Here is a 6145-nt window from a genome sequence, read left to right on the forward strand (position 1 = left end):
CAAGAGTCCACCGCATGAAGATCGAGAAAGACCGCGTCGTCCGCTTCCATTACACCGTTGCCGAGCAGGGGCAGGAGCCGATCGAAAGCTCGAAGGACCGTGACCCGCTGGCGATCCTGATCGGCCACGGCAACATCATCCCGGGCCTGGAAAACGCCATGATGGACAAGGAAGCCGGCGCGACCTTCGACGTGGACGTGTCCGCCGCCGATGCGTACGGCGAGCGCCGCGACGGCCTGACCCAGCGCGTGCCGAAGAAGCATTTCGGCAACGCCCGTCTGGCCCCGGGCCAGCAGGTCATGCTGCAGACCAACTTCGGCCCGCGCGCGGTGACCGTGCAGAAGGTCGGCATGAGCGTGGTCGACGTCGACCTGAACCACCCGATGGCCGGCAAGGACCTGCATTTCTCGGTGGAGATCGTGGACGTGCGCGAAGCCAGTGCCGAAGAGATCGAACACGGTCACGTGCATGGTGACGGTGGCCACCACCACTAAGCCGGCCGCCACGCCGGTGTTGCGCAGCCACGCAGGGCGTGGCGCTACGGCCCGCTTTGGCGGGCCGTCTTTGTTATCGCCACTGTCGGGTCGCCCGTGAAGCCTGTTTCCCCTGTGTTGCAGCCGGTCGCGTCGAACGACCGCATCGAAGTGATCGACATCGTGCGCGGGGTTGCGCTGCTGGGCATCCTGTTGATGAACATGGAAGCGCTGAGCGGTCCGCTCGACCTGGCCTTCACCGGGATCGATCCGCACTGGACCGGACTGGACTACGCGGTCGACGCCGCCGTGTATGTGCTGGTGCAGGGCAAGTTCTTCACCCTGTTCTCGCTGCTGTTCGGTGCCGGCTTTGCGATCATGGCGCAGCGTGCCGAAGCGGCGCACCGCGATTTCACCCCGTTCTACCTGCGCCGCAGCGCCGGGCTGCTGCTGATCGGTCTGTGCCACGCCCTGCTGGTGTGGTCGGGCGACATCCTGGTGATCTACGCCCTGGTATCGCTGCCGCTGCTGGCCACCCGCGAGGCACCGCAGCGCTGGCTGCCGGCGATGGGAGTGGGCACCTATCTCTGCGCGGCGCTGATGATGCTGCTGCTGGGCGCGTTGGTCGGGATGGCCGCGCAGGTGCAGGGCGAGGGCGGTGGCATGGCCAGCGCCATCGCGCAGGGCCAGCACACCATTGAACTGCAGCGCCAGGCCTACGGCCATGGCAGTTTCAGCCAGGCCGTGGCGCAACGCGCCAGCGACCTGGGCACGGCGTTGTCCGGCGCCCTGATCATCGGCCCGGAAGTGCTGGGCATGTTCCTGCTGGGCAGCTGGTTCGCGCGCAGCGGCGCGCTGGCCGATCCGCCCCGGTTCGAACGCCTGTACCGTCGCCTGCGCTGGATCGCGCTGCCGGTCGGGGTGCTGCTGATGCTGGGCAGTGCGGCATGGGTGCCGTACCTGGCGCCGGGGACGTTCACCCCGGTCACCGGTGCGGCGTACGCACTGTCCTCGCTGGCCAGCGTATTGATGTGCCTGGGCTACCTGGCGTGGATCGTGCACTGGCGCGCGCGCCTGCGCGTTCTGGCGCCGATGGGGCGGATGGCGTTGACCCAGTACATCCTGCAGTCGCTGGTCTGCACGTGGCTGTTCTACGGCTACGGGCTGGGCGCGTTCGAGACGCTGCCGCGCGCCTGGCAGGTGCCGTTCGCGCTGGTGCTGTTCGCCCTGCAGGTGCTGCTCAGCCATGTGTGGCTGCGCCACTTCCGCTTCGGTCCGCTGGAATGGGTGTGGCGTGCGATGACCTATGGCCGCTGGCCAGCGTTGCGCCGCTGAGACGGTTGCTGCCGCGTCCTCACGCGTGACGCGCACGCGCGCATGGCATGCTTGCGCCCATGACTATGCACTTTGATTACGACCTGATCGTGCTGGGCGGCGGCTCCGGCGGCCTGGCTGCGGCGTTCCGGGCCGCGCAGCACGGCAAGCGCGTCGCGATGCTGGAACCCGGTGAACTGGGCGGCACCTGCGTCAATGTCGGCTGCGTGCCGAAGAAGGCGATGTGGCTGGCGGCCGATCTGTCCGCCCGGGTAGGTCTCGCGGCGGCGATGGGCTTCGACGTGCCGGTGCGGCCCGCGCTGGACTGGAAGGAGCTGGTGGTGCATCGCCAGGGCTACATCGCCAACATCCATGCCAGCTACCTCAAGCGCCTGAACGACACCGGTGTGGTGCGCGTACCGCGCAGGGGCCGGCTGCTGGACGCGCATACGGTGGAGTGCAGCGACGGCGTGCGGATCAGCGGCGAGCACATTCTGCTGGCCACCGGCGCACACCCGCAGCGCCCGGACATTCCCGGCGCGGAACTGGGCTCGGTGTCCGATGATTTCTTCAACCTGACCAGCGCGCCGGCGCGCGTGGCGATCGTCGGTGGCGGCTACATCGCGGTGGAACTGGCCGGGCTGCTGCAGGCGCTGGGGAGCCGGGTCACGCTGCTGGTGCGCGGCGAGCGCCTGCTTGAGCGCTTCGACGCCGAACTGACCCTGCAGCTGGCCGAGAACCTGCGCCATCAGGGCGTGCAGCTGCACTTCAACTACCGGCTGCGTGAGCTGTGCCGCGACGGTGACGATATCGTTGCCTACGGGCATGACGGACCGGCGGAGGCGCGCTTCGACCAGGTGTTTTTCGCCACCGGGCGACGTGGCAACAGCGCCGGACTCGGGCTGGAAGCGCTGGGCATTGCGGTGGGCGACAAGGGCGAGGTCGAGGTGGATGACTGGCAGGACACTGCCGTGCCCAGCGTGCATGCGGTGGGCGACATTGCCGGCAGGGTCGGCCTGACCCCGGTGGCGATCGCGGCGGCGCGCAAGTTGATGGATCGGCTGTTCGGCGGCCAGCCGCAGGCGAAGATGGACTACGAGAACGTGGCCAGCGTGGTGTTCTCGCACCCGGCCCTGGGCGCGGTGGGTTTGAGCGAAGAGGAAGCGCGCCAGCGCCACGGCGATGTGCGCGTGTACTGCAGCAACTTCCGCCCGATGCTGCAGGCACTGGCCGACGCCAACCAGCGCAGCCTGTTCAAGCTGGTCTGCGTGGGCGAGGACGAGCGCGTGGTGGGCGTGCACCTGCTCGGCGAAGCCGCCGACGAAATCCTGCAGGGCTTCGCGGTGGCAGTGAAGATGGGCGTCACCAAGGCCCAGCTCGACGACACCGTGGCGATTCACCCCACAAGCGCGGAAGAGGTCGTGTTGATGCGGTAAAAACGTAAATCCGCTTTGCGGCGTTACGCTGCCCACGGTGTGCTGCGCAAACCGTGGGCTCCCTGGCTCAAGGGGGCTGCCTGATCTGCCGAACTCCGGTCGCCGGTGAGCCTTCGTGTCGCCTGGAGGTGCGACAATGACGGCGATGTCGCACGCTCTCCCTACCTCGTCCCCGCGCCTGGCCACGTCCGGCGTGCTGCTCGCCGCCGTCGGCGCCATCGCCGCGTCCGGCAAGGCCGTCATCGTCAAACTGGCCTACCGCCATGGCGTGGATGCCACCACGTTGCTGGCGTTGCGCATGCTGATGGCGTTTCCCTTGTTCGCCCTGCTGGCGGTGTGGTCGGCACGCGGCGCCGCGCCGCTGTCGTGGGCCGACCGCAGCAAGGTGGTGTGGCTGGGCTTCACCGGCTATTACCTGTCCAGCCTGCTGGATTTCCAGGGCCTGCAGTACATCAGCGTGACCCTGGAACGGCTGATCCTCTATCTCAACCCGACCCTGGTGCTGCTGATCAGCCTGGTGCTGCTGAAGAAGCGCCCCGGCCGGTGGCAGCTGGTCGCGCTGCTGCTGAGCTACCTGGGCGTGCTGCTGGCGTTCGGGCATGACCTGCAGCTGGAAGGCGGGCGCATCGTGCTGGGCAGCGCGCTGGTCTTCGCCAGTGCACTCAGCTACGCGCTGTACCTGTTCGGCAGTGGCCAGGTGGTGGCGCGAATCGGTGCCATCCGCCTGACCGCCTATGCCAGCTGCGTGGCGTGCGTGCTGTGCGTGCTGCACTTTGCCGTGCTGCATCCGCTTCCCGTGCTGTTGCGGCAGCCGCCGCCGGTGTATTGGCTGTCGCTGGTCAATGCGACCGTCTGCACCGTGCTGCCGGTGGCGGCCATCATGCTCGCGGTGAAGCGGATCGGCTCGTCGCTGGCCGCGCAGGTGGGTATGCTCGGGCCGGTGTCCACCATCGTGATGAGTCTATGGCTGCTCGACGAACCCATGGGCCCCTGGCAGATCCTGGGGACGGCGCTGGTGCTGGTCGGCGTGCTGCTGGTCAGCCGCGTGCGCGCGTGAATGCGGATGCGGATGCGGTAGATGCCGCAGCGCAGGCTCGCGCGCGCATCTTGGCGGTGATCCGCGCCATTCCACGCGGGCAGGTGATGGGCTACGGGCAGGTGGCGGCCAGGGCCGGTCTGCCGGGCCGGGCGCGACTCACCGCGCGGGTGCTGGGCATGAACGAGGACCCGGACCTGCCCTGGCACCGGGTGCTGCGTTCGGACGGCCGGATCGCCATGCCCGAGGGCTCGCGTGGCTGGCGCGAACAGAACCAGCGATTGCGCGCCGAAGGGGTGGTGATGGAGCGCGGGCGGGTCAAGTGCATGCCTCGGGGCGATGACGACCTGGATGCGGCGGTGTGGGGCCCGGGGTAACGTTATGATGGGCGCGGTTCCAAAGGATGCCCCCATGTTCCCGCGATTGCCCACCGTCACCAAGGCACTGTTGATCGCCAACATCGTGCTGTTCCTGCTGCAGCAGCCGTTCCTGCTCGGTAACGGCACGTTCGAGCCGTTCATGCTGCAACCGTTGCGCGGTGGTTTCGACCCGTTCTCGCCGGGCGGCAACTTCCAGCCGTGGCAGCTGCTGACGTATGGCTTCCTGCATGGCAGCTTCGGCCATCTGTTCTTCAACATGCTGGCACTGTTCATGTTCGGTGCGCCGCTGGAACAGACCTGGGGCGAGAAGCGCTTCCTGGTCTACTACCTGGTCTGCGTGGCCGGCGCCGGCCTGTGCCAGCTGCTGGTGGGTCTGCTGATGACCGATCCGGCCACCGTGCTGGGCGCCTCCGGCGGCGTGTTCGGGCTGCTGCTGGCCTACGGCATGCTGTTCCCCAACCAGCGCGTGATGCTGCTGTTCCCACCGATTCCGATGAAGGCCCGCACCTTCGTGATCGTCTTTGGCGCGATGGAACTGGTGCTGGGCGCCACCGGCTGGCAGCCGGGCGTGGCCCACTTCGCGCACCTCGGCGGCATGCTGTTCGGGTGGCTGCTGATCCGCTACTGGCGCGGGCAACCGCCGTTCAAGCGGCGTCCGCCCGGCGGCCCGAAACGCCCCAATCACCTGCGCAGCGTATAGCCCGCCCCGAACGATGGAAGACCGGTCCAGGAAGGGCGCAGGCGTGGAGGTCCGGTGCGAGCAGGTCGGAACGTCGCTGTACCAGCAGCTGCTCAATGATGCTTTCGACGCACTGCCTGCACAGGTACAGGCACTGCACCGGCCGACCGCGCCGCAGCGCTGGGCCGGCGTGGCCGAGGTGCGGCGTGGCCGCGGGGTGCTCGCCCGCCTCGTCGCGGCGCTGTTCGGTTTCCCGAAGGCGGGCGTGAACGTGCCGGTGAGCGTGACCTTTACCGCCGAGCGCGGCGGTGAGCGCTGGACACGCGATTTTGCTGGGCGCCGGTTCTCGTCGTGGCAGCGACGCGGGAGCGGGCGTGATGATTGTCTGCTGGTGGAGCGGTTCGGGCCGATCGATGTGTCGCTGGCGCTGCTGCAGCAGGGCGACCGGCTGCTGCTGGTGCCGCGGCGCTGGGCGGTGCTGGGTATTCGGTTGCCGAACGCGTTGCTGCCGCAGGGCAGCACCTTCGAGACCGAGGTGGACGGCCACTTCGTGTTCCACGTCGAGATTGCCGCGCCGCTGGTGGGCCTGATCGTCGCCTACAGGGGCACGCTGCTACCCTCGATGCAGGAAAAAGAGGCGCTTCCCCCGTTGGAGTGACGCGTCGCTTTCCGCGTGGCTTGGAAGCCGGGTGCATCTTCGATCATGGCTGTCGCGAGCGTGGAGGGCCCCGTCGCGGCCGGCAGGCCCCTATGCAAATGTCCCCCGGCGGCGGCCTGCGGCCGCCACCTCCTCCTTTACTTTGCCAGGGACCTACCGGCCGCGACGG

At 68.3% G+C, this 6145-nt stretch carries 7 protein-coding genes; all 7 read left to right on the plus strand.

The window, feature by feature from the left end; genetic code table 11:
• Positions 1-14: 14 nt before the first annotated feature.
• The 7 genes from ACIGII_RS11885 to ACIGII_RS11915 all read left to right on the plus strand — a co-directional run bounded on the left by ACIGII_RS11885 (position 15) and on the right by ACIGII_RS11915 (position 5976).
• On the plus strand, positions 15-494 hold the full coding sequence (locus ACIGII_RS11885) for a peptidylprolyl isomerase (protein ID WP_399638341.1): 480 nt from the start codon (positions 15-17) through the stop codon (positions 492-494).
• Positions 495-590: 96 nt separating this feature from the next.
• Positions 591-1808, plus strand: a complete 1218-nt coding sequence (locus ACIGII_RS11890) for a DUF418 domain-containing protein (RefSeq protein WP_399638343.1) — start codon at positions 591-593, stop codon at positions 1806-1808.
• 59 nt (positions 1809-1867) lie between these two features.
• Entirely contained in the window at positions 1868-3223 is a 1356-nt protein-coding gene (gorA, locus tag ACIGII_RS11895; RefSeq protein ID WP_399638344.1) for a glutathione-disulfide reductase, read from the plus strand.
• Positions 3224-3359: 136 nt separating this feature from the next.
• On the plus strand, positions 3360-4280 hold the full coding sequence (locus tag ACIGII_RS11900) for a DMT family transporter (protein WP_399638345.1): 921 nt from the start codon (positions 3360-3362) through the stop codon (positions 4278-4280).
• Entirely contained in the window at positions 4277-4636 is a 360-nt protein-coding gene (locus ACIGII_RS11905; protein ID WP_399638347.1) for an MGMT family protein, read from the plus strand. Before ACIGII_RS11900 ends, ACIGII_RS11905 begins: the two co-directional genes overlap by 4 nt.
• A gap of 34 nt (positions 4637-4670) precedes the next feature.
• Positions 4671-5339: a rhomboid family intramembrane serine protease gene (locus tag ACIGII_RS11910; RefSeq protein WP_399638348.1), complete on the plus strand. Its 669-nt coding sequence runs from the start codon at positions 4671-4673 to the stop codon at positions 5337-5339.
• A gap of 43 nt (positions 5340-5382) precedes the next feature.
• Positions 5383-5976 (plus strand): DUF4166 domain-containing protein, encoded by a 594-nt coding sequence (locus tag ACIGII_RS11915; RefSeq protein ID WP_399638350.1) that lies wholly within the window; start codon positions 5383-5385, stop codon positions 5974-5976.
• The last annotated feature ends 169 nt before the right edge of the window (positions 5977-6145 follow it).

The sequence above is a fragment of the Stenotrophomonas sp. NPDC077420 genome, from assembly GCF_044543385.1.
In the GTDB taxonomy this organism is placed as follows: domain Bacteria; phylum Pseudomonadota; class Gammaproteobacteria; order Xanthomonadales; family Xanthomonadaceae; genus Stenotrophomonas.